The organism is Paenibacillus sepulcri, from assembly GCF_042647105.1.
In the GTDB taxonomy this organism is placed as follows: domain Bacteria; phylum Bacillota; class Bacilli; order Paenibacillales; family Paenibacillaceae; genus Paenibacillus_Z; species Paenibacillus_Z sepulcri.
This window is the reverse complement of the sequence record NZ_JBHRUP010000001.1, coordinates 3017575-3042745: the sequence shown is the minus strand read 5'-3', so window position 1 is coordinate 3042745 and position 25171 is coordinate 3017575. Positions and strand designations below refer to the sequence as shown.

Here is a 25171-nt window from a genome sequence, read left to right as displayed (position 1 = left end):
AGCTTCCGCTTCATCGGAAGTCGGAAGTCTTCTCCTTCCAATCATAAGAGCTGAGAGGTTACACCCTATGTACAACGAGAATTGGTTGTCCGCGATCAAAGTTATTATTTTCGATATGGACGGAACGCTCTACCAGGAAGATACCTTCCTCGAGCGGTATATCCGTTATCTGCTGGAGGAAACGGAGCACGAAGGGGAAACCGAAGCGGCTATGAGCATAGGAAGAGCCATTCTGGCAGGAGAGCATGCGATCCAATTCGGCCATTTCTATCATACAGAGGATGATCTCGGATTGGTGCGCGAGGGGGACCGTTTCGTCCAGGGCTTTACCTGGGATGGGGCTGCAATCGATGAACATGCCTGCGCTTATGGACCTTTATCCTCCCAGGCGCCCCATCTGATTCATATTGGCGACCCGTGGGGAATTGCGACGGTTCTCAGCCACAAATACAAGCTTACCGAGCAGAAATTAAGATCGGCGTTCGATCGTGTCCGCAAGGAGATGGTCCTCACCCCCTATCAATTCGAATGCCACAGCGACCTGTTCCGGGCCATTGAAGAGCTTACTGCTGTCGAGAAAAAAAGCCTCATGACCAACACCCACCTCGAATCCGGCGTCGAGTTCATGAGCTACATGCAGATCCGCCATTTGTTCGAGGATGTGGTTTACGGCGCGAATAAGCCTTTTGGCCTCCAGTCGTATTTCACATCGCTGCTTGCGCAAGGTTACCAGGCTCATGAAATTCTGTCGATCGGGGATAACCCGTGGAATGATCTGCATCCGGCCAAGAGGCTGGGCGGCAGAACCTGCTTTATTTCCCCTTACCCGAGCAGCGATCCGGAGGTCTGGGATTTGCGGCTTAACCATCTGGAAGAGCTGGAGCAGCTCATGCGTGCGATTCAGGAATCCATCACAAGGAGGAACATATCGGATGGCGAAGATCGAGCTGAAGCATATAAGCAAGAAATTCAAGGATGAGACCATTATTGAGAACTTGAACCTGACCATCAAGGACGGTTCGTTCACCGTTCTTGTCGGACCGTCGGGCTGCGGCAAATCCACGACACTGCGCATGGTAGCCGGGCTTGAGAAGGTGACGAGCGGCGAGATATGGATCGATGACAAATGCGTGAACGATACGGCCCCCGGATTGCGGGATGTCGCGATGGTGTTTCAGAACTATGCCTTGTATCCAACCATGACCGTCCGCGGCAATATTGAATTCGGGCTCAAGAACAGAGGCATTGCCAAGAGCGAGCGCGAGAAGCTGATCACGGATATTTCCGAGATTGTCGGCTTGACGCCGCATCTGAACAAGAAGCCGCAGAATCTGTCCGGCGGACAGCGTCAGCGGGTGGCGCTCGCACGGGCGATGGTGAAGAAGCCGAAGGTGTTCATTCTCGACGAGCCGTTGTCCAATCTGGACGCCAAGCTGCGCAACCAGATGAGAACGGAGCTGATCCAGCTTCACAAGCGTCTTGGAACCACCTTCGTCTACGTTACGCATGATCAGGTCGAAGCCATGTCGATGGGCGATGAGATCGTCGTCATGAACAAGGGTGTCATCCAGCAGGCGGATACGCCGATGAAGCTTTATCACGATCCGGCCAACCAGTTCACTGCGGAGTTCATCGGAACACCGGCCATGAACATGATGAATATGCGGGATGTGCAGGGGATGGATATCCGGTCAGCCGCCACTATCGGCTATGTAGGGTTCCGTCCGGAGCAGGCGCTTATTGGCGTAGGAGCAGAAGTCGAAGGGTATGACATAGAAGGCGAGATTCTGACCCGCGAGAGTCTGGGAGCGGAAAATATTTATCAGATCCAGTCGCGGACCGGCGTCTTCTTCGTCAAGACCTTCCTTGCGCCTCTGGAGACGGCCGAGCGCGTGAAGGTGACGATTCCGCATGACCAGCTCTATTATTTCGGGCTGAACGGGGAAAGGCTGCGCGGCGTCGAGGCAAGCTCGAAGCGTCTTGTGGCGGCTGGAGGAAGATGACATGACCGTATGGGAAAAGCTGCGTCCGTACAGCATGGTCGCTCCGGCCATTATCATTTTCTCCCTGTTCTTCATCTATCCGATCTTCTATATGATCTACCTGAGCATGTTCGACTGGAATTTTGTCAGCCCGACCAAGACGTTCGTGGGCTTCCAGAATTTCAAGGACCTGCTGACAGAGCCGGATTTCCGGCAGGTGCTCACCAATACGACCATCTACACCCTGCTCACGGTGACGCTGACGACCGGAATCTCCTTGCTGCTCGCGCTGTGGCTGAACCGCAAAAGCTTCTTTCACGGCTTCGTGCAGGGGGCGATCTTCAGTCCGCATATTATTTCGCTCGTGTCCATCTCGCTGCTGTGGAGCTGGCTGATGGATCCCGAATACGGGCTGCTCAACTGGGTGATCGGGCTCGTGGGCTTCGGCAAGCTGGACTGGCTGTCCCATCCGAGCACCTCGCTCATCTCGCTGGTCATTGTGGCCGTATGGAAAGGGCTCGGGTATAACGCTCTTGTGTTCATCGCGGGGCTGCAGAGCATCCCGTCAGATATCTACGAAGCGGCTTCCCTGGACCGTTCCAAGCCTTGGACGACCTTCACGAAGCTGATCCTGCCCATGCTGTCGCCCTCGATCTTCTTCCTGGTGGTCATCAACATGATCGGATCGTTCCAGGTATTCGAGACCATCGCAATCATGACCCAGGGCGGTCCGGTCAATTCCACCAACACCCTGGTGTATTACATCTATGAATACGGCTTCCGGTTCTTCAAGATCGGCTATGCCTCCGCGGCAGGCGTTATCCTGCTGGTCATTGTCGGCGTACTTACGATTATCTACTTCAAACTGCTGTCGAATCGCGTTCATTACCGTTAGGAAGAGGTGAAGCTCTTGAAAGCTGTAGACAATACGATCGGCGGAGCCCCGATTGGGACTGCCACTGCCGGCAGCCAGTTGAGCCATGTCCGTACCCGCAAAACGACGATCAAGAAGGTGATATCCGCCATACTGAGCGTATTCAATATTGCCGGCATGCTGGCGCTGGTGCTGATCTTCGCTTTGCCGTTCATCTGGATGGTCTCCACATCGCTCAAGACGCTGCCGGAGACGATGATTTTCCCGCCGGTGTGGATTCCGACGAATCCCGTCTGGCAGAATTACGCGGATGCCTGGAATACGGGACCGTTTCTCAGTTATTTCACAAACAGCATCATCATTGCAGTCGGCATCCTGATCCTGCAGATGCTGACGATTATTCCGGCCGCGTATGCTTTTGCCCGGTACAGATTCATCGGCTCGGGCTTCCTGTTCGGCATCGTCATGGTGACGCTGATGATTCCCGCCCAGCTGATCTTCCTGCCTGTTTACCTGGAGCTGAGCGCGTTCAAGCTGCTCAATACGCATCTAGGCCTTATCCTGCCATTCGCGTCCAGCGCCTTCGGCATCTTCCTGCTGCGGCAGGCGTTCATGCAGATCTCCGATGAGCTGCTCGAAGCGGCGCGACTGGATCAGGCGGCCGAGTGGAAAATCATCCTGCGGATCATGGTGCCGCTCGTGAAGCCGGTGCTGGTCACCTTCGCCTTGTTCAGCTTCATTGCCCATTGGAACGACTACTTCTGGCCGCTCGTCATGACCACCAACGAAACCGCGAGAACGCTGCCGCTCGGCATCGCCAAGATCCGCGAAGTGGAAGGCGTCGCGACCTGGAATATCCTGATGGCCGGCAACCTGATTCTGGTCGCGCCGATCCTGGTTGTGTTCTTCTTATCGCAGCGGCAGATTATCAAGGCGTTCGTGTATAACGGAGTGAAATAATAGAACCGAAGGGATGGATGAAACGATGATTACGATCGTGGCACACCGCGGCTGTTCGGGAGACGCGCCCGAGAATACGATGGCGGCGTTCAAGCTGGCTCTGGCCGAGCCGGATATTGCGATTATTGAGCTTGACGTGCACCTGTCCAGAGACGGAGTTCCTGTCGTTATTCACGACCATACACTGGACCGGACGACAAGCGGGACAGGCATGATCCGCGCTTACACGCTTGCGGAGCTGCGCCAATTCGATGCGGGCAGCAAGTTCGCTCCCGAGTTCGCGGCGGAGGTGATCCCGACGCTTGACGAAGTGCTGGAGCTTGCGAAAGGTCGCTGCAAGCTGCATGTGGAGCTGAAGATGCTTGGCGATGAATATGAGGGCATTGAGGAGAAGGTTATCTCATTGATTCAGCAGCATGGCATGCAGGAGGAGGTCGTGCTCTCCTCCTTCAATCACGATTCCATGAAGCGGGCGCACGAGATCGACCCCTCCATCCCGACGGGATTGATCTTCCTGGGCAAGCCGACACTGCTTGCAGAGCAGCTTCGTTATACGGGGGCGTCGATCGTGTCAATGCATTATGCTTTTGTGACGCGGGAGCTCGTGGACGAGATGGCTGGGCTAGGAATTGATATGGGTGTGTGGACGGTGGATGAGCCGGAGATTCTCGAGCGGATTATTAGGGAGTATCCGGGGATGAGGATTACGACGAATTATCCGGAGCGGGTTCTGCGGATTGTGTGGGGGGATGGGGTTAGGGGGTAGAGGGGGCATTAACTGAGTTCCAGGAACCTAGCAAGCCGAAAAGCGTCTATTGTGTATTATATGGTATAGCGTTGGTTACTATTGCTTGTCTTGTGCTGTACGGTATTATCTTATCTGCCTCTGCTCCTCATAGGGACAATGATCAATTGCATATTGCGGGTATCCGGGGGAGTTAGTGTGATCTTTTCGCGTCTCCCTGAATGAAGTATCAACAATAGAGCGGGACCAGGCTGGAGAAGCCTGCGTCCCGCTCTTATTTTTTATTAGCTCTGTTCAAATGTCCTCTGATATTCACCTTCTACTATCTTAAAAAAGTCTGAGGGCTTTATTTTGAGGCCTTTACACAAGTCGAATATTTTCGTAACAGAAGGTTCGTTACGACCGACTTCAATCATTGAGATATAGGAACGATCTACATCGCATTCATATGCCAAATCCTCTTGACTTAATCCTTGCTTCATACGTATGGCTTTAACGGTTTTTCCGATGATTTGTTTAATGATAATGGGCTGTTCGCTCAAGGAAAATTACTCCTTTTAAGATCATTATCAATCTGCTATACTAGCTAGAACAGATAAAGTATTCAACAAAAAGTAATAAAATAACATTTTATTTCAAGGGTTATGGGAGCTTTGATTGGTTTCGTATAGACCATTCAGGTCACTAACAACAAAACGTGCATGTTATTGTTAAGAACTTCAGATGAAAATGTGTCTCCTAAGCTAGAACCGGAACAGTTCAGTTTCATTTGAGCAATCAGTCTATCCGATGGTAGAAGAGTTCATTTCCTTACTATAAGCGACTGGCGAAAAGAGGCTGTAGGATGGAACGATTGGATGAATGGTTTTCCTTATCACAAAGCTTGTTATTAAGCCCTCAATATTGGCATGACATCTCTCAAAGATACATGGATTCGGCTGCAATTTTTTTGAATCATGGAATGTATGAGCAATGTGAGTCAGTTGCAGGTATGGCTGTAAATGCGATGCTCAAAGCTTTTTATTTAAAGGAGAACGGTATTCTCCCGGAAATTCCACATATATCCGATGTCTGGATAAGTAATGCCCACTTACTTGCTAATATAAACGCAGGTATTTATAGGTGCCCAAACGCCATTTGTTTGCAATACCATACATCCGATATGAAAATGACTTATGAATCTTCTGAGGAACAGACAAAAATTTTGTTTGGCAAATCAGATTTCTTCTTATGTCAACTATCACCAAGAGTGGTGGAGGCTGGCGCGGTTCCGTATAATTCTGTTCTATAATAAATTTTGCCAATATTAAGGGGTTAAACATGTACATTCCTGTTAAAGACGCGGAAGGAAATATTCAATTACTCCATGTTTCTCAGGACACGTTGTTTATGCAGACCGATCAAAGTGGGAACCTTCTATTCCATACGGATCATGGGGCATATCAATCGATCCGGAGGGTAGAGGAGTGGGCCTCATTACTGCATAAGGTGGGCTTCTTGCGGGTGGACCGGGGGACCATAGTCAATCTGAACAAAGCTTGGTTGTTTGATTCGACATTACGTGTGTTAAAACCATTGGGAATGATTGGTTCCATTGTTATCCCGGTATCGGGAAAGTCGGTTGATAAATTGCACCAAACATTAAATGAAGTGCTTTAACTGCAAAGAGGGTACATGAGGAATGACTAGGTCCTAATGTTCATGAAAATGCATGATGGCTGAAGGTGAATATGAAGGAGTCCGTCAGTTTTCGTCGAAATATAATTATAGAGATAATAACAACATTATTGCGAATATTTTAGATAATCCGTACTTTAGATAGTACCTATGGAGTTGGAAGAAATTGAATCGAGATAATATTCAGCATACATATACGATAGGAAGTCTATTTGCAGGAATTGGTGGCTTTTGTAGAGCATTTAAAAATGAAGGTTTTAAAGTGGAATGGGCGAATGAATTAGATCCTCATGCCTGTGATACATACAGACATAATTATCCAGAGACGAAACTTTATGAGAAATCTATTGAGGACTTATCGGTTAAAAGCGATGGATTGGAACCGGTAGATATCCTTACTGCGGGGTTCCCCTGTCAATCTTTTTCTCTTGCAGGAAATAAACTGGGTTTTGAAGACCCGAGAGGTAAACTTGTTTTTGAAATAATAAGATTGCTTAAAGAGTTCGGAAGAAATAGACCTAAGATACTTGTTCTTGAAAATGTAAAAAACTTAATTTACCACAATAATAAGCAGACAATTAATACTATTGAAGAAGAAATAAAGAGAGCAGGATATTGGTTCAGGGTTCCCTTAGACAATAAAGGAAATCTAATATCGGATAAAAGCAATGCAGTGATACTTAATACTAGGGAACATACAGATATACCTCAAAACCGAGAAAGACTATATATGGTTGCTTTTTCTCAGGATTTTTTCAAAGTCAACAAATTTAAGTTCCCAGAGTCTGAATCAGGGCTAAGAGATGTCAGGGAGTTTTTAGATTTGGATTTCGAGGCAGATCCTGATTTCTACTTCGATGTGAATTCTAAATACGGTAAAATGTTTGTGGAAAAAATGGCAGAAGGTAATAGAGATTCCGTCTATTTATTGCGGAGAGCATACGTCAGAGAGAATAAAAGTGATTGTACTTTTACGCTTACAGCAAACATGGGTGAAGGTGGCCATAACGTTCCTGTTATACAGGATGATTGGGGGATAAGAAAACTGACACCCAGAGAATGTGTCCGTCTTCAAGGTTTTAAAGATCAACAATTTTCATTTCCGGAAGGGATGCCAAAATCGAAACAGTATAAGCAGATCGGCAATGCTGTTACGGTCGATCTTGTACAAAAGCTAGCAGCAGAATGTCTGAAAAAATTAGACAGCTTACAAAAATGAGGAGAGCGTTATGATTAATTGGAATTTTCCATCTAATAACTATGGCCAGGTAACAGGATTAAACGATGCAGGAATTGAAACGTTTCGTGGGAATCCTTTGGATTCTTTGGCAAGGGAAATCATCCAAAATTCTTGCGATGCAAAAGATAAAGATAACCTTGGACCGGTAGAGGTTCATTTTAAATTAAACTATATTCCCTCTAACCATTTTCCGAAAAAAGATAGTTTTATAAGCATTCTTAAATCCTGCCAGGAATACTGGAAAGATAATAGTAAAACTGCACGATTTTTTGACAATGCACTCTCAACTATGGAATTAAATCAAATCCCATTTCTAAAAATTAGTGATTATAATACAACTGGATTAACAGGCGCAGTTGATGAACAGAGAGGTGGATGGCATAATCTGATAAAATCAGTTGGATCATCGGATAAGGATTCACAGTCAGGGGGATCTTTTGGAATTGGTAAGCACGCTCCTTTTGCATGTTCTGACCTCAGGACGGTGTTTTACGGAACAAAAGAAGTAGGAAATGGAGCAGAGGCATTTCAAGGTGTGGCTAAGCTGGTAACTCATCCTAATGAAAACGGGGAACCTACTCAGGGCACAGGCTATTTTGGTGAAGTTGAGAAAAACAAACCGATATTAGCAGTAGAGGATGTATATGAGCAATTCAGAAGAACAAATGTTGGGACAGATATATACGTTGCTGGTTTTAATGAAAAAAACGGGTGGGAAGAAAGAGTAATTAAATCTGTTCTTGAGAATTTCTTTATTGCTATATTAAATGAAAAGTTGATTGTCAAAGTAGGGGAAACAAGCATTAATGCTAATTCATTATCGGGTCTGTTAGAAAAATATACAAAAGATGATCCTGATTGCCTTTCTTATCATTATTATGAGGCTTATACTCTCTCCAACAGACACCATTTTTCTCAAAATGACTTTTTGGGGCTTGGTGAAATTGACTTGTTTGTACTCTCGGGAAAAGCCCTTCCTAAACGTGTAGCTATGGTCAGAGGGACTGGTATGAAAATTTATGATAAAGGGAATTTCCGCACACCGTTTAAATTTGCAGGTGTAATGATTGCCAGGGGGGAAGAGTTAAACGATTTTTTAAGAAAAATCGAGCCCCCTACACACAGCGCTTGGGAACCGGAACGACACGAGAATCCGGAAGACGCTAGAGGCATCATAAGAAAACTTTATGCCTGGATAAACGAAAAAGTTCGTACCATTTCAATTACTGATAATGTAGAGGAATTGGACGTAGAGGGATTAAGTCAATATCTACCTGATAATTACGATGCTTCGGTAGAAGTTGAGGCTCGGCTGGAGCTCGCTCAAAACAGTTTAGAAGGTGAAAAGACAGCTCACGAAGATATTGAAATAGAAATTAATCATCGAAGAATGAAGCCAACGACAGTTGTTGGAGTTAATGAAGGCGCTGCTGTTTATCAGGAAACTGCCACTGGATCAGAAGATGAATCACATGGAAGCGAAGACGGTGGGGCTGAAGGGACAGAAAAGGGATCTGGCGGAGGAAGCGATAGGACACCAGACAGAAATGATAAGAATGATCAAACTGATTCCGGGGAAGGAAATTCGACTAAAGGTAAAAATAATAATACTCCTACACCGGGAAGAAAATTGCAATTGGTACGCTCGCGTATATTCTGTATTGATCCTACTGCTGGAACTTACAAAGTATCAATGCAAACAGATGTTGATGGCGAAGGATATATCGGGATTAAAGTCATAGGCGAAGTAGGCGGTGAAGCAGCTCCTGTTCGATTTGTTGCCATTCAGCAAACCGGAGAGAGTGTATCTCTAGGGAGAAATGGAAGGATCGGACCGATATCTTTTTATAAAGACAAAAAATGCGATTTAATAGTCACGTTGAATGAACCACTTCGGTGTGCTTTGGAGGTTGCGATTCATGCAAATTAACTATCGTCAGTACCCACATCCGGTTCTATCATATTTCGCTGATGATGTTATTGATAGTGATTTTCAGGCATCACTTAAAAGCACTAAAACCCAAAATACTTATATTTTTGAGACCTACTGTGTAACTAGCTGCGATGGGATCAATCAGCTTATAGCAGAAAAAAAGGCCCGCTTTGCCCTTCATTTTGAATGTTCAACAACTCGCTTTCGTAAAGTATTTGCCTCATTTGAATCTAATTTTACTTTTCAGCTCCCTGCTGATTCAATAGAGGGGAAAGTGCAGATATGTTCTTTTATTTTAGCTGCAGAAAATATAGATAATTACTCATTACCTGAGTTTCACCCAGACTATGAAGGTCACTCCTTTATTATAAAGAAGGGTGATGTATTAGCTATAGATGCGGAAAGAACATTTTTTGCTGAAAAAGAGATTGATCCTTTAAAAAGGATACCTTCTATTTTTTCTGTTCAACCTAATCGCAATGAGAATGCACTGCCCTTCGACATGGACTCTTCGGGTCATAAGATTGTCATTAAGCTCTCTGAAGATAATTTTGAGCATTACAAGACAATTTCATTAAATCAAAATTTACAGCCATTGCTATCCTCATTAATTATTATGCCGGCGTTAGTATCCATATTAGAAATTATCAAGAATGCAGAAGATCAGGATTTTGATCCTGAAGAATGCAGATGGTATCAAGTAATTAAAGTCAGACTTAAGGAGTTAGGAATTGATGTTGAAAATAAAAACACATTTTCCGACTCTACTCTAGCTATTGCACAAAAGCTTATCGGGGATCCGCTAACTGTATCGCTTTTAGCTCTTGTAAATTTTGAGGATGAAGACTGAGGTGTATGGTTGTGGAATTAAATTATATTAACGAAAGTTCACTTGAAGAGTTAAAGGTTAATATTTTAAGCAACCTCGATAAGTATAAATCAGATGGGGTTTGGCTTGATCGATTCTTTGGAGGAAGTGCATGGAGTTTCACATCAAACATTAGAATTGAGAACATAGATCTACATATGCCACAGAGCAGTACACTTCATTTTGATTTCGAGAACACAAAAAAAATATATACTTCACTAAAGGGACTTTCGGTTATACAAGCTACTGACGAAAGATTATGGACTTATTTAACTCATACCACCTTCTGGAATTATATGAGAAAAAGATGGCCTGTAGAGTCATATTTAGAAAAGGACAAACCGGTAGATACAATTAAAGAACGATATTTCTTCATGGCCAATCGTGATAGAGCTTTGATACGAAACGGTATTGCACGATTATGGTGGTACGGATATGTTTCTTATGATGAAAATAGAGAAGATCCCTTTGAACTAACTAAGGTGCTCCTCTCTAAACTTGACATTGCCCAAAGCCTTCTTGAAAGAAGTTTTTCCAGAAATCCTGATATAACGAAAGCGGTTCTTTCCGTATTAAAACAAAAAGAACAAGATTCTTCCTTTATTGATCGTGAAAACTTTAGGAGTCTGATGATGTACATCAATCAGCTTGGAGGAGTGACAATATTAGATACCTTGGATCGAGAGGATCTGGAGGAGCTTGTTAGGAAAAAAATTGAAGTGTTGGCTTGATAATAATCCCACTCATCCCAAAATGGGTGGGATTATTATTTTTTCTATAGCATGTTCTGTTGAAATGTAGTAGTCTAGTAATTTACGACGAAGCACTTGAAAATTATATTAAGAGATGTTAAGCTGCTTATATAAGGAACGAATGTTCGTAGGCAAGGGGTGGATAAATAATGAGCAACAGAAAGCTTTTAGCGGTTGATTTGTTTTCCGGAGCCGGAGGATTAAGTTTAGGATTTTTACAAACTGGGCAGGTAGAAATTGCAGCCGCGGTAGAGAATAATGAATCTGCTCAAAGAACCTATAAAAGAAATCATGAACGTTATAAGAGAGAGAGCAGCCAAAATATAAAATATTTTGATGACATTAAAGAACTAGACTTTAAGGAGCAAATAATCAAGGATTTCAAGAAAATAGATCTCGTTTTTGGAGGACCTCCGTGTCAGGGTTTCTCAAATGCAAACCGGCAAAAGAGTGAACTCATTTCAACTAATAACCAGCTGGTCAAAGAATATGTAAGAGCAATAAGGGAATTGGACCCAAAAGCCTTTGTAATGGAAAATGTCAAAGCAATGAAATCATCCAAACATAAATTCTTCTATTCATCCAAAGATCACCAAGAAGTAGTGGAGGAACTAGGACTTAATCTTTTACCTGAGAAAATTATATTAGGAAAAACAACGGATCTGGCTGATGATTTGATTCTTTTTCTACAAGAATCACCTCAACACGCTGAGCTCTCTGCATATACAATAACCGATAAAAATTTATTTTCTAAGTTAAGTCATGTTTGCAGAAAAGAGAAAGAAGCTCATGTATATCTCGTTAAAGCTGAAAAAGCTTTACAAAAGTACCTTTCTACTTGGATGGAGCAGCATGAGGTTTATTTGAATGAAAGTTATCAAGAAAAATGGATGAGGCTCGGGGATCTGATAAAAATGAAAGATCACACCGACTCATCGAAAGCAATTCTTTTCAAAAGTTTAAATGAAATTATAGAGATCCAAAAGATATTAATGAGAATGAATGAAATTAAAGCAAATAACATTGAGATAACTAATATTGGATATGAGCATAAGAATGTATATATTGAAGTACAGACATATGGAGTTCTGGATTTTTTAATTTCAAAGTTTAAAAAGCTTGGTTATACTATTAACGAAGAACATATCTTAAATGCAGCACATTTTGGTGCACCCCAACTTCGAGAACGTCTCATTCTAATTGGAGTCAAGAAAGAGTTCGTGGGGGACAACTCTGTAGAACTACCAGAATCGATTATTAAAGATCCAAATCAATTTTATACTGTAAAACATGCGATTGAGGATCTTGAAGAAATTGAACCATTCACATCAATGGAAGTTAATCTGCCTATTATTAAACCATTATTTAAATATAATAATAATCCACTTCTTCAATATCTAAGTGGAAATGTTGAAAGAGTTGAGAATCACGTTATGACAGAGACAACTCCGACAGCTTTAGAAAGATTCAAGGTTTTAGAACCAGGTCAGAACTTTCATCATCTAGATGAGTCGCATAAACAAACATATTCTAATCCGGGTAGAACTCAAAATACTGTATATCTGAGGCTTAATTACAATACTCCTTCCGGAACTGTTTTGAACGTTAGGAAGTCAATGTGGATACACCCCCATAAAAATCGAGCTATAAGTATTAGAGAAGCGGCGCGGCTACAAACTTTCCCTGATGATTTTGTGTTTGAAGGCTCTAAAGACTCACAGTACCAGCAGATTGGCAATGCGGTACCTCCTCTTTTGGGAAGGGCAGTAGCTGAGCAAGTGTTAAAATATCTTAATTCTCCAATCAATGAACAGTTGGAGAGTATTGTTAAACCACAGGAAATAATTCTATATTCTTAAAGCAAAAATAGCCTCTACTCACTATGAGTAAGAGGCTATTTGTTATTATACAAGCACTGATCATTTAGATTACATTCAAAGCACTTAGGTCTATTTGCAGTACATATCAAACCGGCAAAATCGAGAACTGCAAGATTTGCTTCTTTATATTGTAGTTCCGGTAGGAAATGTTCTCTAATGCGGGAAGCAAGAAGTTTATCAGTTCTAGGGCGTGGATTATCAGACGTCAAACCGAAATATCGACAAAATAATCTAATTACATTGGTATCGATGGGAATTGTCCTTTGAAGATATCCATAGCAAAGGACTGCATTAGCGATGTAGTCTCCAACACCTGATAGTTTGATTAACTCATCGTAATAAACGGGAACCTTGCCGTTATAGCTAGTGAGTATGGTTTGAGCTGTTTTCTTTAAGCGTTCCGCTCGGTAAGTTAATCCAATTGGAGTAATAATATCAACAACTTTGGATTCAGGTGAACCCGCAAGTTTTTCGATTGTTGGGAATGTAGTCAGCATCAGATGATAAATAGATTCTACTTTTCTAACATGTGTTTGTTGGAGTAAAAACTCAGCAATTAAAATATGGTAGGGGTCATCTGAAAAACGCCAAGGATAGGATCTTTGATTCTTATTAAACCATTTCATTAAGGTAACCCAAAAGAAATCAGTTGCTTTATTCATGATGTCACAACCTTGCTATTTGTATTAGCATTATATCTTATTGATACATTTTATTTTAAGAGAAAGAGCTTTAAATTAGAAGCTGTTGAGGTCAATTAATTTACTGGAAGATTCAGTTAACAGTTTCTATTTCGCAGGGAATTGTAATATATGTCGAATAAATAGGATAAATAACTTATATTCGAAAATGTAGAAAAAGATGAGGGGCAGTTAATGGACACCGAAATAGTTAATCCTAAGAATTTTATCAAATCTTTGAGAGACATAGATTATACAGTAGCTGTTGCTTTGACAATTGTATTGCAGTAAATTCATCAAGAATAAATATCTATACCGTATCTGAGCCGGAGCCAATATTTTGCATGCTGGGTGACGGGATAGGAATGTTAAAGTTGGAGCTTGTTAAGGCACTGTGTTTAGCAACAAGGATCCAGAATATTACCACAAAATAAAATTGAAGAGGAAATTATAATACTAAAGATTTAATGTCTAAGCTTTGATTGGATATTTTTGGCTTAAGATTTATCTGTAAAGGCCAGGCCATATCATCATTATCTGGTAATGATTGGAAACGAATGAGAAGAGAGTTTGAGTTTCACTTTCAGACGGCAACAACTGATCGCGGAAAGAATTTGCCTGTTATGATTCGCTAGAGAACGTTCACTGCATCAAGGTTTATTTTGCAGACCCGTATTCCTCTTAGCTGCGAGTTTCTAACGAGAACGGAAATGGCCTCCTGCGGAATTTTTTCCCAAGGGTTATGATTTGGCTGCGGTTTCGGACGAGGAACTGGCGGAGGCCGTCCGCCTCATCAATCTTGTAAATGCCATGGGTGGAAGTGTGCTTACGAATCTTTCGTGGGTGAACTGTCGAACTTAGATTGACAATTCGTCACATAAATAAGTATTGGAGCGTTCATCTTGCTGAAAGACTGGTCTAAAAATGAAGTATAGTTACAGACTATATGAGTATGCTGATCTCAGAACTAAAAGGGAAACTTATAATAAAACGGTAAATGCCGATAGTCTTAAGCCAATGTTATCCGATCGTTCAAGGATCAATTGAATTTAAACACTGTAATATCAGTGCAGCTATGATTGAGAAGGGCTTACCGTATATAGAAGGATATAAGCCAAGGGGAAACTACCAAACATTGGTTTCCGATGTTATAAATGGATGGCCCTAATTGAAAAATAGGAATAATACACTTGGCGAAATGGGAAAGCAACTGTCCTTTCAATATGAACAAGAACGTTTACAATCCTTTGTCGATCATATGCAAGAATTCCTACACATTTTCGTGGGCACTTCTGAATATAAATGACACTGACTTCCAATATGAGAACGCTGGGGGACTCATTACCGAAGTGTCGGTTAAAATGTCTTCCCCCTCTCTGCTCAGAGGCTAAACAGACTGCCGAATTACTACGGCAGTCTGTTTAGCCTTTTAAAGATTATTGCTCTATATTAAATATATTTGAATAATAATTAACCTAATTTACATTGAAAATGAATATCCCTTTTTTAATTTTATCTAATGAATCATACGCAATAAAAATTAACTACATTTTTAATATATAGTACTATATTTTATAAATATATTGACTATAAATCGATATGGAATTATAGTAAGGAAAAGGAAACTTGGTAGGAGGAACAGTCCTTGGAAGAAAAAAGAGAACGCTTCGAAAGGCTCGCTGAAAAAAGAGTAACTGATGTCATTCATAAGTTGCGTTTGATAGGTAACCTCGCTAACAAAAACAACTATGATTACACAGACGAGCATGTGAAACAAATTCTGGATACTTTGGATCTAGAACTGCGGTCTTTAAAGGGTCGCTTTAAAGAAGAATCATCTTCAGAGCAGTATTCATTCTCTTTCAAAAAAAATCGATAGGAGGAAAAAATCGTGGCCTACAATTCATCAGTGAACTGGAACTTTCCTTTGAATAATGGCGGTTCAAAAGACGGCTTTAATAACCCGGGGATGTATCATTTTAAAACCTCAAAATGGGACTCTTTAGCCCGGGAAACCATACAAAATTCAACAGATGCCAAGAACCCAAATATTGATGGGCCAGTTAGGGTTGAATTCAAAATGCACACTCTGCCTGCCTCAGAATTTCCGAGAAGAGATGAGTTTGAATGCATTCTGGAACAATGTAAGGCAGCTTGTCTTAATAACGCAAAAGCATTAAGATTCTTCGAAAAATCACTGCAGACCATCGCTGGTGCCGAAATCAAGATGCTGAAAATCAGCGACTACGGCACAAAAGGAGTTGATGGTTCAACTATCGAGGACGGTGACTGGGATTCGCTTGTAAAATCAACGGGGGTCTCTAATAAGCCGAGTGGTGACGGCGGTTCATACGGAATCGGCAAGCATGCTCCCTTCGCTTGTTCCGATCTACATTGTGTATTTTACGGAACTCTTTCTGAAAAAGAAAATGTAACTGCCTTCCAAGGGGTATCGATGCTCGTCTCGCATCGAAATGAACAAGGGGAATTAACGAGAGGCACGGGATGGTACCACAATGCGCAGGATAATCTTCCTCTATGCCTTTCCGAACTGCCACCCTTATACAACCGAAATGAACCGGGAACTGATCTATATATCGCGGGGTTTTCCTATGAACTCGACTGGATCGAAGAAGTTATTAATTCCGTTCTGGAGAACTTTTTCCTGGCGATCGCAGATAACCGACTGGTAGTAAAGGTTGAAGATACGCTGATCGATGCGAATTCGCTTCCTTATCTCCTGGAAAAGCACTTAAAGGGGAATGCCAAATACTATGCGTATCATTACTACAAAGCTTTGAGCTCCCCCTTAGTCATCAAGAATGACATTATGAATATGGGCCAAGTGCGCCTCCACCTTCTCGAGGGAAAAGAATTCCCCAAGAGAGTAGCAATGGTCCGGAAAACAGGGATGAAGATATTCGACAAGGGAGGTTTTCAAATCCCGATTAAGTTTGCCGGCATTTTTGTTGCCGAAGGCGGTAGACTCAATGAAATACTTCGTGGGATGGAACCCCCGGATCACCGCAACTGGGTCCCTGACCTTTACGAGGTAGATCCGAAACTTGCGAAAAAAGTTAAAGATGCAATTTTCAAATGGATCAACGAAAACGTGAATAAACTGCTTTCACTAGAAACATCCGAGGCACTGGATGTCGACCTGATGAATCAGTTTCTTCCAGATGAAGATCAGGAACAAGCACCAGATGCAGCAGGCGGTTCCGACGGCGAAAAGACGGACCCCTTGCCGGTTAACATTAAGGACATTGTCCGTAAACCGTTAGATCCTGTCTCCTACGCCGTGCAGGAAGTGGCAACCGGTTTTGAGTCGTCTGTTGCGGATGAGAAAAACAAGCCGGGCTCTGAGCGACCAGACGGTGAAGATCGCCCAGATGAAGGAGAACCGAGACCCGGTGAAAAGCCGAGCTCTGAGTGGCCTGATGGTGAAGACCGTCCGGAAGAAGGAGAACCAAAGCCTAATGACAAGCCCGGTAGCAGGCTGGGTAATGCACCAAATCCAGGACAGGCCCCCGCGGATAACCCTGCAGGATTCAGAAGCCAGCAGGTAAGCCAAAGAAAGCCTGTTAAGTTGAAAGAATCCCGGGCATTCTGTACAAACCCCGACACAGGAACTTATCAAGTCTCGGTTATCCCGGACGGGGATGGCGAAGTGATGCTCAAAATTGGTATCGTGGGAGAAGATGAAGCAGATGCGGCTGAAATCCAGTCGGCGGTCATGAAGAGCAACGGAGCAAAGGTTCCAGTCCGTGCAGACGGAATTATAGGACCGATTACCATGAAAGCAGGCGAAAAGAGCCTGCTACAAATCGAACTGAAAGACAAATACCGTTATGCTCTGGAGGTTTCTATTCATGAAGCTTAATTCAAGGCATTTTCCGCACCCTGTACTGTATCACCTGAACGATAACTTTACAGAAAGTGAATTTATTGCAGTAATGGAATCGGTATCTTCAAGTGGTGCTGGTAGCTACAGCTTCAAGATTCACTTTTCAACGAATAATGACGAACTCAGGGCTTTAGTCTCTTCGCAACAAGCATTCTATGCGGCTCATTTCGAGTGCTCTGAGACGCGATATCGTAATATGCTCACCACAACTGACGAGCAGTTTACTGTGGATATCCCAGGAGATTTCGTTAACGGAAGAGTAGTTATCAGGTTTTTCATTTTAGCCAATGCTACTATGGACCACTACAGCAACACAAATTTCCACACGGACTATGAAGGATTCAGCTTCAAGGTTATCAAAGGCGATATACTTGCTATCGCGCTGGAAAAAGAGTTCCATGCAATCAAAAAAATCCAGCCTGTCGGGCATATATCCTCCATCTTTCAGGTAATCAGAAATGATGATAGAAAAGCTCCTGCACTTGACTATCTTTATTCCGAAGACAAAATCGTCATAAGATTATCCCGGGAAAACTTCGACAATTATAACGGAATGAGGCGTGCAGGCGGTTATGAATATGTCCTTGCCGCCCTCATTATTACCCCAGTACTCAGTTCCCTGCTTGAGAAGATTAAGAACAGCTATGGTGATTTTGTGCTCTATGAAGATAAACGTTGGTATAAATCGCTCAAAGCACGGATGAAAGCAAAAAATTACGACATGAGCAAGCTAGAGGAGTATGAAAAAGGCGTTGTTGCCATCGCACAGGAGCTAATAGGCGATCCGCTGACTCTCTCGCTATCCAGACTTTTGGCTACAGAAACCACTTCCGAAGAAGGCGAGGTTACGGCATGAAAACATTCTTCATTAAAGAAACCGCACTCAGCCAATTAAAACACAACCTACTACACAATGCGGAGTGGTATCAAAAAGATAAACCTTGGCTGAGCGAATACTTCGGGCATGATTCATGGGCAGCTCCGTCCCGGGTGCCGCTTAGAGAAGATATTAACCTCAAGATGCCCGTCAGTAGTCGTCAAAATTTCGATGTCGAAAACGCGACTCATATCTACACAGCTCTGCAGGATTTAACGCCGGCACAAGCCGTAGAAGAAGGTTTCTGGGCTTATCTGACTCATTTCACATGCTGGCAGTATATGAAGGAGAGATGGCCTCCCGAACGTACAATCTTCAGAGCAAAAGATCCTTATGATCGTTTCTTTATCAAAAACAAACCCGAAACACGTAATGGCATTGCCAGACTATGGTGGTTCGGCTATCTCACTTACGATGAGAACCGTAAGGACCGATTTGAGCTGACCAAGTATCTGGTTTCCAGGCAAGACCTCGCACATAACGTGCTTGAACGCAGTTTGTCCTGGAATCCAAACGTAACCCGCGGGATCATTAATGTGATCGCTGAGATGGAGCGCAAGGGAAAACCGATAAACAATCGGAAGATCTACCGCCCTTTACTCCAGCATCTGAACAATATCGGTGGTGTTACGCTTTTAGATACATTGGATACGGGAGAAATCGAAAAAATATTGGTGAAACGAATTAAGCAAATATCATAATGCGGAAAAGAATATTTTTAATGTCGGACAGGGCAAAGCCCATTTCGGCATTACAATCTTATTTCGAATGAGGAGACTGTTTTCTACTCCTGTATATTCAACCTTATTGATTTGATTTGTTGACAATTTATATCAACAAGTATGCACCTGTTCTAATTGATTCTCAAAGTATTAAGCCACCCTCTCCTTCCTTATTCATGTCCGCTGGATGTCCATTGCAAGTACTCTACGGATCAGATTCTGGCGGCTTTCGGGTTCTGGAATGGGGAGAAGGCCCCGGCTTTCCGCGAGGAGTTAAGTACTTCGAGGATAAGAAGACGGACATTTTCTTCATTACCTTGAACAAATCGGACAAGGATTTCTCGCCTTCCACGCTGTATGAGGATTATGCGGTCAATGAGCGCTTGTTCCACTGGCAGACGCAAAGCCGGATTGGCGAAGAAACCAACACCGCGCAGAGGTATATCCATCATCGGCAGACCGGGAACCGCATCGTCTTATTCGTTCGCGAATACAAGGACGAGAATAACTATACGTCGCCTTTTATATTCCTGGGTGAAGCTGAATATGTGAAGCATGAAGGCCATAAACCGATGAGCTTCGTATGGCGCTTGAAGGAAGAAATGCCGCCATCCTTGGTCCCGGCAGCAAACAAGGTTATTGTATAGGACGTGAGCATATGATCAGAGTAGCCGCAGCGATTATTGAGAATGAACATGGCCAGATCATGATAGCCAGAAGGAAGCAGGGGAAATCCCAGGAGGGCCTGTGGGAGTTTCCGGGCGGGAAGCTGGAGCTTGATGAGAGCGCCGAGGAGTGCCTAAGGCGGGAGCTTCGGGAAGAGATGAATATTGAGATTGAGCCGTATTTGTATTTTAACGAGAATGAACATTGGTATGGTCAGACGCATATCCGGTTGATAGCTTATCGGGCGAGGCTCGTGAGCGGGGAGATCCGGCTTGTGGATCACGACGAGTATTACTGGGTGATACCTAGCCAACTGCAGGAGTTTACTTTTGCCCCCGCGGATATTAAGTTTGTTAAGAAGCTGTCAGAGTAGAATGGGATGAACGATAAGAGCTGGACTTGGGGCTATCACATAGCCTTTTGTCCAGCTTTTATTTGTCTTCACAGTCATGGGTATGCGCGGCAATCATTATTTGCGGCAAATATTCAATTAAGTCGGAAGTTTTGCGCAAATTAATCGTTGACAATTTGCGGAAAATTGCGTAAATTGAGAACAGAATTTGCTGCAAATATTAACAATTTGCACAAACGAGTTGAAGCAGCAGCAAGGCCAAGCGTATGGATTTGGTTATTGCCAGCGTCGGAGGCATGGAATTCCCATAAGCCGTTCCCGCCAAGCAGCACGCAAATCCGGAAGGAGGAGATACGCTCTAATAGATATTCACTACCCACCCAATAACAAATAACACCAACAGGCGAGGACACTTACATAAGTAGAAGACAGCTAGAGCAAGCCAACGTTTGTCGATTCGCAGAATTGAGTACGCTTACATCGAATGGGAGGTTAAGGGAGGCTATGACAATGTTCACAACGATCCACGTACGGCGGTGGCTAGGCTCAACATTAGCGGCTGTTCTCGTGTCTTCTCTGGCTGTTACAGGAGTTTGGGCGCAAGCCCCCGATGCTTCGGCCGGAGCTGGTACAGGTTTTGAGGGAAGACCGGAACAATGGGCAGGCGTGCCTCATGCTTCCACGAGTTTAACGCAATCCTTGCAAGAGATTAAAGCTGTACAACAGGATGGAAAGCTGCAATTGCTGGTGCAAGGGCCCGGATTGGAGGGCCAGAGCGTCTGGTATATCGATACGGATGGCAACGACAAGACCGGATCGGCCGTTTCGATATGGAACAACAGCTTCGGAATCGATGCGAAAATTTCGGAAGGAAAGATATGGCGTGCCGTTGACGGGAGCTGGAATGAGGTCGGAACGGTTCAGCAAACTGTAAAAGGCGATGTCTTGGAAACAGAGGCTGAATTGAGCGTTCTGGGCGATGGAGTACCCGCTAATATAAGGGTAGGCTTCGCCTTGGCAGGCGATCAATACTTGCCGGCTCCAGGGAAACTGATGCTGACTGTTCCGCCGCCGTCCGGCAACGTGTTCGGACCGGATGTGAACGTGACGGTCGATGCGGATGCATCGGATTGGTCGGGTGTAGAGCCAGCCGCCATGTCCGCTGACGGCCTAACTTCGCTGTACGCGGCAGAAGATGCCAATAGTCTGGTGCTGCTGGTGACAGGCAACATGGCGGAATTCAACGACATTTATCTGGATACCGACCGCAGTGCGGACACCGGATACACCGACGTGGGATGGCCTGAATTTGGCGGCAATTGGCTGATTGAGAACGGTGCGCTGTTCCAAAGCACAGGAGCAGGCTGGAACTGGGCGCCAGTCAACGACGCGGTTCTGGAGTACAAGCAGAAGGATGAGAACGGGATCAAGACGGTGGAGTACCGCATTCCGTTTACGAATATCGGATTGACAGGGCCCAAGGCATTCTCGATTGGTTTTACGTCCAATGACATCACGGTACCGGACAGAACTCTTCTGGCCCCGCTTGTGGCCCCTCCGATTCCCAAAATAACGGTGGACGGCAGCTCCGAAGAGTGGAGTTTACTGCCTGTGACGGCCCAGGGGGAAGCATCTGTCTCCGCGATGAAGGCGTTTGTGAAGGACCAGCAATTGTATGTATTGGCCCAGGCCACATCCTTCGATGTGGAAACGAACGTATTCATTAATAGCGATAATGATCCGGATACCGGATACCTCGGCTGGGAGTTCAAACGCACCGGGGCCGACTATCTGATTCAGAACGGCAAGCTGCTTCGCAGCGCCGGCCCAGGCTGGACATGGGAAGAGATCGGTCAGGTGGACTGGAAAGTGTCGGATACGGCTGACGCTTCAGGATTCCGTAGCCTGGAAGCTCACGCCGACCTGTCCGCATATCCCAATGCCGGCAAATCGATGCGTGTGGCGATAGGCGTCGGTGAGAACTATGCGCCGTCCAAATCTTCCGATGGCGAGTATGCTCTGGCTTCCGGCGGCAGCGGCGCGCCGATCGTGATCGACGGCGAGGCAAGCGATTGGGCATCCATTGATAATTCAGTTGCCGGAACGGGTGAATCCCTGGAAGCAAAAGTGGCTCAGGATGATTCCAAGGTTTACCTGCTCATTGACAACGATGCCGTGGATACCCGGAACATGTTTTATCTGGATACCGACAATAACGCTGCAACAGGCTTCCGCGGAACAGGCTGGGATGATCTGGGGGCAGACGCCAAAATCATGTATAACAAGCTGTACCTGTACAACAAGAAGAACGGGCAATGGAACGACGCCGGTCCCGTGCGTGCGGAGATAAACGACAGCTACGCTCTTATTTACTTCTATCAGGATCAAATTGGAAGAAAAAGTGCCAAGCCTTTGAAAATGGGCTATACCGGCAAGGAAGTCTATCATCTTCCCGCAGCGGGAGGCCACTCTCTTGCCCTTAAAGAGGAGATACCGGTCAAGAAGCATAACGATGACTTTGTGCCACAGGAGCGTTTCGATGTCCTGGATAACCCCTTCATGGGCTGGGCCGGATGGGGCGATACTTCGGAGCCCCTGCCACAGCCACACAAGCTCGTGTACGCGAACATTAACTGGCGGGATTTGGAACCGGTGAAAGGCACCTTCGATTGGGTCGGGGTGGAGCAAAAGTTCCAATTCGCCAAGTGGCGCGCCGAGGGCGACCGGTTGATACTAAGACTCGTGCTGGACGATCCCGGCAACGATCCGGAGATGGATATTCCGCAATGGCTGTATGACGAATTGGTTCAAGCGGAAGGCGAGAGCGGCGCCGGCAAATGGTACGATACTCCGTCTTCTGTGGTCGGTAAAGGGTTTGCGCCAAACTACAGCAGTCCGCTGCTCATTCAAGAGCATGGACGGGTTCTCCAGGAATGGGGCAAACGCTACGATAATGACCCGACTATCGCATTTATTGTGATTGGGAGTCTCGGCCATTGGGGGGAATTTCACAACTGGCCGGAAGAAGTATCCGGTAAATTTCCGAGCGTGAAGGTGTCGGATCAATATGTGCAGCAATACATCGACGCGTTCCCTCATAAGAAAATCGGCATGCGAAAGCCATACCCAATCGCCGCCTCCAATCAGCTTGGACTGTTCAACGATGTGTTCGGCAGCAAAGGGGCAACCGACACCTGGGTGAATTGGACCGTCGACGGCTGGAATGAGATCGCTCCGTATGTGGAGGAAGGCGAAGATCCGGCTGCTGTGCAAGCCGCATCGAAGATGCCGGATTTCTGGAAACACGGTTATTCCGGCGGGGAATTTTATAACGGAAATCCGTTATTGTCCCTGGGCGATGATACAATCATGGAGACATTGCGTGAAACAAGGGCAAGCCATACCTCCTGGTTGGGACCTTCTTCACCAGCCAGGTATCAGCTTGGCGAGGACATAACGGAAGGCCAACAAGCCAATATCGATTTGATGCATAACACCATGGGGTACAGGTTTGTGCTTGAATCGGTCGCTCATGACAAGAAAGCCAAGGCCGGTAAATCCTTGGGAATCCGCATGAAATGGAACAACAAGGGAGTGGCTCCGTTTTACTTTGAATGGCCGCTTGCGCTCGCGCTTGTCGATTCCAAAGGAAAGCTGGTATCGGGCAGCATTCAGCGAGTGGGGTCGGAGGACGTGACCGAATGGCTCCCGGGTCGTCGCGATGTTAATGTCAGCTATACACTGCCGCGTAATCTGCATCCGGGAAAATACACATTGGCCATCGCAATTCTCGATCCGGACACCGGACTTCCGGGCGTTAGCTTGGCTGTTGAAGGCGCAAGAAAGGACGGCTGGACAACGCTGGATTCCTTCCAGGCAACCCGTTGATCGTCCTTGTGAGCATTGACTTATAAATATCCGATAAAGAATGGCCGTTGACCCGAACCCCGGGACAACGGCCCGTTTGTCGTCAAGTAAAGCCTCTATCATTCCAGATCGGCATCAGGCAAAAGCGTGGATGAATTGTGCACTAAGATTCGTTCGACTTTTACACCCTTTTCCATAAAGGTTACAAATTTGATACCAAATTCATAATAAAAAACCGCATAACAACGCGCTTTTTCGTAAATCTGTAAAGTTGCAAACCATGTAAAAAAAGCTTCCCTGGTCCCAGGCTGGGCTCAGCGCTTTTCGTCGTTTCGGATTACGAACTTTCGTCAGGCCAAGCAGGCCGGGTTGGCGACTTATTTCCTAAAATGACGCATTCCTGTCCGTTTTCGCCTCTATTCTTATTAGGCAGTTAAAATCAGCGGTCTGTCCGGCGTGATTGCGATCGTATGCTCATATTGCGCCGACAACTTGCCGTCGGCCGTTCTCGCCGTCCACTGATCGTCGTCGATCGTGATACGGAACGTACCTTCGTTGACCATCGGTTCAATCGTAAACACCATGCCTTCCTTTAACCGAATGCCTTTGCCGGCTACGCCGATATGCTCGTAGTTCGGCTCCTCGTGCAGGCTCCGCCCGATCCCGTGCGCCAGCAGATCGCGTACGACCGAAAACCCGTTCGCTTCCGCATGCTGTTGAATCGCCGACGTTATGTCCCCGAGCCGGCCCCCGGGGAGCGCCCGGGCGATCCCCAGATCCAAGCATTCCTTTGTCACCTTCATTAATTTTTGCGCCTCCGGCCGGATATTGCCCACCGCATAGCACCAGCACGAATCGCCGAACCATCCGCCGTATTCCACGACGATGTCGAGCTTCAGCAAGTCGCCGTCCATAAGCGCCCGGTTCGAAGGAATGCCGTGGGCCACCACATCGTTGACCGAAGTGCAGGTTTCGGCGGGGAAACCGTTGTACCCTTTCGTAAACTGCTTGCCGCCCAGCTTGGTGATGTGTCTGGCAACAAAGTCATTGATTTCCCGGGTGGTGATCCCAGGCTTGATCAGTTTGGCCACCTCGCGGTAGCAGTCCGCAACGATTTGGCTCGCAGGCTTCATCTCTTCGATTTCCCTAGGTGATTTTAAAATGATCATCTTTTGTTTATTCGCTCCTT

21 protein-coding genes and 2 pseudogenes are annotated in these 25171 nt (G+C 45.1%); 20 read left to right on the top strand and 3 right to left on the bottom strand.

Features of this window, described 5'->3' with window-relative positions; genetic code table 11:
- Window positions 1-67: 67 nt before the first annotated feature.
- The 5 genes from ACFOLF_RS13585 to ACFOLF_RS13565 all read left to right on the top strand — a co-directional run bounded on the left by ACFOLF_RS13585 (window position 68) and on the right by ACFOLF_RS13565 (window position 4582).
- The gene (locus tag ACFOLF_RS13585; RefSeq protein ID WP_210044656.1) at window positions 68-979 is read left to right on the top strand and encodes an HAD family hydrolase; all 912 of its coding nucleotides are present in this window, start codon (window positions 68-70) and stop codon (window positions 977-979) included.
- Window positions 933-2003 carry an ABC transporter ATP-binding protein gene (locus ACFOLF_RS13580; RefSeq protein WP_210044655.1) on the top strand — a complete coding sequence of 357 codons (1071 nt, stop codon included), beginning with the start codon at window positions 933-935 and terminating at the stop codon, window positions 2001-2003. Before ACFOLF_RS13585 ends, ACFOLF_RS13580 begins: the two co-directional genes overlap by 47 nt.
- A 1-nt stretch (window position 2004) precedes the next feature.
- Window positions 2005-2877: a carbohydrate ABC transporter permease gene (locus tag ACFOLF_RS13575; RefSeq protein WP_210044654.1), complete on the top strand. Its 873-nt coding sequence runs from the start codon at window positions 2005-2007 to the stop codon at window positions 2875-2877.
- A 156-nt stretch (window positions 2878-3033) separates the two neighbouring features.
- Complete coding sequence (locus ACFOLF_RS13570; RefSeq protein ID WP_210044773.1) at window positions 3034-3816, top strand: carbohydrate ABC transporter permease; 783 nt, start codon at window positions 3034-3036, stop codon at window positions 3814-3816.
- A 25-nt stretch (window positions 3817-3841) separates the two neighbouring features.
- Window positions 3842-4582 carry a glycerophosphodiester phosphodiesterase gene (locus tag ACFOLF_RS13565; RefSeq protein WP_210044653.1) on the top strand — a complete coding sequence of 247 codons (741 nt, stop codon included), beginning with the start codon at window positions 3842-3844 and terminating at the stop codon, window positions 4580-4582.
- Window positions 4583-4845: 263 nt separating this feature from the next.
- Here ACFOLF_RS13565 and ACFOLF_RS13560 read toward each other — a convergent pair whose 3' ends face one another.
- Window positions 4846-5103, bottom strand: coding sequence for a helix-turn-helix domain-containing protein (locus ACFOLF_RS13560; protein ID WP_379114645.1), 258 nt, complete (start codon window positions 5101-5103; stop codon window positions 4846-4848).
- A 302-nt stretch (window positions 5104-5405) separates the two neighbouring features.
- Between ACFOLF_RS13560 and ACFOLF_RS13555 the strand changes: the two genes are divergently transcribed.
- From ACFOLF_RS13555 to ACFOLF_RS13525, 7 genes are all read left to right on the top strand, one after another.
- Complete coding sequence (locus tag ACFOLF_RS13555) at window positions 5406-5852, top strand: HEPN domain-containing protein (protein ID WP_210044652.1); 447 nt, start codon at window positions 5406-5408, stop codon at window positions 5850-5852.
- A 29-nt stretch (window positions 5853-5881) separates the two neighbouring features.
- Window positions 5882-6220, top strand: coding sequence for a LytTR family transcriptional regulator DNA-binding domain-containing protein (locus ACFOLF_RS13550; RefSeq protein ID WP_210044651.1), 339 nt, complete (start codon window positions 5882-5884; stop codon window positions 6218-6220).
- Window positions 6221-6404: 184 nt separating this feature from the next.
- Window positions 6405-7457 (top strand): DNA cytosine methyltransferase, encoded by a 1053-nt coding sequence (locus ACFOLF_RS13545; protein ID WP_210044650.1) that lies wholly within the window; start codon window positions 6405-6407, stop codon window positions 7455-7457.
- 10 nt (window positions 7458-7467) lie between these two features.
- Entirely contained in the window at window positions 7468-9408 is a 1941-nt protein-coding gene (locus ACFOLF_RS13540; RefSeq protein ID WP_210044649.1) for a hypothetical protein, read from the top strand.
- Entirely contained in the window at window positions 9398-10261 is an 864-nt protein-coding gene (locus ACFOLF_RS13535; RefSeq protein ID WP_210044648.1) for a hypothetical protein, read from the top strand. The genes ACFOLF_RS13540 and ACFOLF_RS13535 overlap by 11 nt, the downstream gene beginning before the upstream one ends.
- 5 nt (window positions 10262-10266) lie before the next feature.
- On the top strand, window positions 10267-11010 hold the full coding sequence (locus ACFOLF_RS13530) for a DUF6339 family protein (protein ID WP_210044647.1): 744 nt from the start codon (window positions 10267-10269) through the stop codon (window positions 11008-11010).
- A gap of 170 nt (window positions 11011-11180) precedes the next feature.
- Window positions 11181-12890, top strand: coding sequence for a DNA cytosine methyltransferase (locus ACFOLF_RS13525; RefSeq protein ID WP_210044646.1), 1710 nt, complete (start codon window positions 11181-11183; stop codon window positions 12888-12890).
- 35 nt (window positions 12891-12925) lie between these two features.
- Here the strand turns inward: ACFOLF_RS13525 and ACFOLF_RS13520 are convergent, their stop codons facing one another.
- The gene (locus ACFOLF_RS13520) at window positions 12926-13573 is read right to left on the bottom strand and encodes a hypothetical protein (RefSeq protein WP_210044645.1); all 648 of its coding nucleotides are present in this window, start codon (window positions 13571-13573) and stop codon (window positions 12926-12928) included.
- Window positions 13574-14172: 599 nt separating this feature from the next.
- On the opposite strand from ACFOLF_RS13520, the pseudogene ACFOLF_RS37995 reads away from it, so the two are divergent.
- The 8 genes and pseudogenes from ACFOLF_RS37995 to ACFOLF_RS13485 all read left to right on the top strand — a co-directional run.
- A pseudogene (locus ACFOLF_RS37995) lies at window positions 14173-14457 on the top strand (IS30 family transposase); the annotation flags it as partial.
- Window positions 14458-15236: 779 nt separating this feature from the next.
- A complete protein-coding gene (locus ACFOLF_RS13515) occupies window positions 15237-15470 on the top strand; it encodes a hypothetical protein (RefSeq protein WP_210044644.1) in 234 nt (77 codons plus the stop codon).
- A 12-nt stretch (window positions 15471-15482) separates the two neighbouring features.
- On the top strand, window positions 15483-17474 hold the full coding sequence (locus tag ACFOLF_RS13510) for a hypothetical protein (protein ID WP_210044643.1): 1992 nt from the start codon (window positions 15483-15485) through the stop codon (window positions 17472-17474).
- Window positions 17464-18354 (top strand): hypothetical protein, encoded by an 891-nt coding sequence (locus ACFOLF_RS13505; RefSeq protein WP_210044642.1) that lies wholly within the window; start codon window positions 17464-17466, stop codon window positions 18352-18354. Before ACFOLF_RS13510 ends, ACFOLF_RS13505 begins: the two co-directional genes overlap by 11 nt.
- Window positions 18351-19076: a DUF6339 family protein gene (locus ACFOLF_RS13500; protein ID WP_210044641.1), complete on the top strand. Its 726-nt coding sequence runs from the start codon at window positions 18351-18353 to the stop codon at window positions 19074-19076. The genes ACFOLF_RS13505 and ACFOLF_RS13500 overlap by 4 nt, the downstream gene beginning before the upstream one ends.
- Window positions 19077-19265: 189 nt before the next feature.
- Window positions 19266-19744, top strand: a pseudogene (locus tag ACFOLF_RS13495) (DUF3427 domain-containing protein); the annotation flags it as partial.
- 11 nt (window positions 19745-19755) lie between these two features.
- Entirely contained in the window at window positions 19756-20136 is a 381-nt protein-coding gene (mutT, locus tag ACFOLF_RS13490; protein WP_210044640.1) for an 8-oxo-dGTP diphosphatase MutT, read from the top strand.
- 489 nt (window positions 20137-20625) lie between these two features.
- Window positions 20626-24003: a DUF4832 domain-containing protein gene (locus tag ACFOLF_RS13485; protein ID WP_210044639.1), complete on the top strand. Its 3378-nt coding sequence runs from the start codon at window positions 20626-20628 to the stop codon at window positions 24001-24003.
- A gap of 404 nt (window positions 24004-24407) precedes the next feature.
- Here the strand turns inward: ACFOLF_RS13485 and map are convergent, their stop codons facing one another.
- Window positions 24408-25151 (bottom strand): type I methionyl aminopeptidase, encoded by a 744-nt coding sequence (gene map, locus ACFOLF_RS13480; protein WP_210044638.1) that lies wholly within the window; start codon window positions 25149-25151, stop codon window positions 24408-24410.
- Window positions 25152-25171 lie beyond the last annotated feature (20 nt).